At 65.0% G+C, this 2,503-nt stretch carries 3 protein-coding genes; all 3 read right to left on the bottom strand.

Annotated features, from left to right (window positions below; genetic code table 11):
- Positions 1 to 343: 343 nt before the first annotated feature.
- Positions 344 to 1,009, bottom strand: coding sequence for an SPOR domain-containing protein (locus AC1D1P_RS20735; protein WP_477674263.1), 666 nt, complete (start codon positions 1,007 to 1,009; stop codon positions 344 to 346).
- The gene (locus AC1D1P_RS20740; RefSeq protein ID WP_477674264.1) at positions 1,003 to 1,899 is read right to left on the bottom strand and encodes a biotin--[acetyl-CoA-carboxylase] ligase; all 897 of its coding nucleotides are present in this window, start codon (positions 1,897 to 1,899) and stop codon (positions 1,003 to 1,005) included. The genes AC1D1P_RS20735 and AC1D1P_RS20740 overlap by 7 nt, the downstream gene beginning before the upstream one ends.
- A gap of 59 nt (positions 1,900 to 1,958) precedes the next feature.
- On the bottom strand, positions 1,959 to 2,503 hold a 545-nt coding region (locus AC1D1P_RS20745; protein ID WP_477674265.1), incomplete at its 5' end, for an SET domain-containing protein.

The following is a 2,503-nucleotide window of genomic DNA, read 5'->3' on the forward strand; positions in this document are numbered from 1 at the left end:
GCGTGTAGCCCGTTCCCCCCTCGAGGGGGCGGCGCCTGCGGCCCGGCAAAGCCGGTTCCGCGGCCCCTGCTGGCTTGGACTGGGTGTGGCGGCTCAGGTATTTTTCAGGAAAATAGTACTGAGAGCCAAGCGGGACGAGCGCAAGCAGCTCCTAAATCAATAGCAACGGGGTGCGTACCGGATACGGAACCTTCGACAGGCTCGGGATGATCGGATCGCGCTGTGCAACCGCGGCGAGCTCTTAAGCCAGCATGAGCCGTGGAACCGGCTTTGCCGGGCCACAGGCGGGCGGCCCCCCGGGGGGCAGGAAGCTACACGAAGTGAGCGACCGTGGGGGTCTTATCTAGCAAGGCCGCAAGGCCTTGCCCGCCAACTGCGGCTTGAGCAACTCGAGTTTGGCCATGAGCGGCGCATCAACGGCCGGGAGTTTGAGCAGTTGGCCGCGTATTTCAGGCTGCTCCTGCACCACCTTGGCGGTGCGTACGCCGCGCGTGGCGACCTTGGCCAGTTCACGCTCGGCGTCGGCCTGGGARCTGAAATGGCCCAGCGAGAGGCCTGGTCCCAGCGAGGAGTTGAGCAAGGGCTCGAACGAGACCCCCATGCCGCGCAGCTCGCCGCGCTTTTTGGCCAGCGCATCCTCGTTGGTGTATTTGCCCATGTAGACGATCCAGCGGCCCGGCTCCGAGCTGTTCTCGAGTGACCAGCTGCCAATGGGCAGGCCGGCCTCCAGTCCGAAGCGCAGGGCGATGGTCTGCTCGGGGGTGAAAAGGCCGGCTTGCAGGCATTCAGGGGCGGGTGGCGGCGCTGCAGCGGCGGTGCTGGCGCTTTCCAGTTGGCCGGCATCGGTGGCGCTCAGAAGGCGCATCGCCTTGGGCCGGATCTGCTGCGCCAGGCGCTGGGGTTCGGCCTGGGCGATGGGTGCAAAACCGTAGTCGGCCAGCAGGCCTTGCGTCCAGGCGAAGTAGCCTGCGTTGGCCAGGACCAGCGCCAGCACCAGCAGCCTCAGCATGGGCGCGCATCCTTGGGAGGTTGCGCCGCCACGGGCCGTACGCTGACTTCGGAGCTGGTGATTTGTTTCATGCCAGCCGCAGTATGCACCAGCAGCGCGCCGTTTTCGCCCACACCGTGGGCCGTGCCTTCCAGGCCGTTCTGGCCGTCGGACAGCTGCACGGCCCGGCCTGCCAGAACGTCGCGCGCCGCAAAACGCGCCTGGAAAGGCGCAAAGCCAAAGCGTTCAAACGCCTGCATCGCCTGCACCAGAGGCGGCACGATGCGCAGCAAGGTGGCGGGTGCGTCCAGCGTCGGCAGCAGCGTCTGCAAGCCGCCCGGCGGAATGCCGGGCATGGCGGGTGCGTCAGCCGCAACGGGGATTTCCACCGCGCGGATGTTGATGCCGATGCCGACCACCACGTAACGGATGCCTTCCCAGCTGGCGGTTTCCACCAGGATGCCGGCCAGCTTGCGGTCGCCTTCGGGTGTGGACAGCCAGAGGTCATTGGGCCATTTCAGGCCGATGCGGGGTTTGGCGGCCTGGCCGGAGGCGCTGCCGGCGAACGGCTCAAGGCTTTCGGCTACGCTGATGCCGGCCACCAGGGAGAGGCCGGACCAGTCGACGGGCGCAAGCGGCAGGCCCAGCGAAAACGTGAGGCTGTCGCCGCGGCGGCTTTGCCACTGGCGGCCCAGCCGGCCGCGCCCGGCGGTTTGCTGTTCGGCCACCAGCAGCAGGGGCTCTGGACGGGGCAGGACACCGGGGCTGCCGCGAAAACGCCGCATCAGCTCGGTGTTGCTCGAATCAATCTCGGGCAGGACTTCCACCGTGAACCCCGGCAAGGACGGCGCCAGGGCCTCCCAGAGAGCTTCGGCGGGCCAGCGGATGGGGGATGTAAGGGGAGTGCTCATGAGAAGGTTGCAGCCGGTTGCGCCGGCGGCATGGCCTGTGAAGCGGGTTGAGCGCCTGCTCAGTCCTTCTTTTTCTTTTTGGGTTTCTTGCCGGCCTTTTTATCGGCTGCCTTTTTGTCAGCCTTGGCTTCAGCCTTTTTGTCGGCTTTTTTTTTGGACTTCTTTTTGTCCTTGTCCTTGTTCTTGTTCTTTTTCTTGCCTTCGTCGTCCTTGGGCGCCAGCAGGGTGCCGCGGCAGTTTTTGGCGCCGCACCAGCAGGGGTATTCGGCCAGCAGCTTCTTGGTGTAAGGCGCGTCGATGATCAGGCCGTAGTCGTAAAACAGCTCTTCGCCGGCCTTGATGTTGCGCAGCGCCTTGATGAAGACGCGGCCGCCCTCTTCGTCGGCTTCGCAGTTGGGCTTGCAGCTGTGGTTGATCCAGCGCGAGGAATTGCCGCCGTGTTTGGCGTCGATCACATGCTCTTCGTCGATGTGGAAGTAGAACGTGTGGTTGGGGTCCTTGGGGTCGTGCGGGTGGCGGCGCAGCGCCTCTTTCCAGTTGATGATTTCGCCGACATATTCGATCAGCGTTTCACCTTCAGCCAGGTCCTGCACTGCGAACACAC

The organism is Polaromonas sp. P1_E1_2, assembly GCF_056406035.1.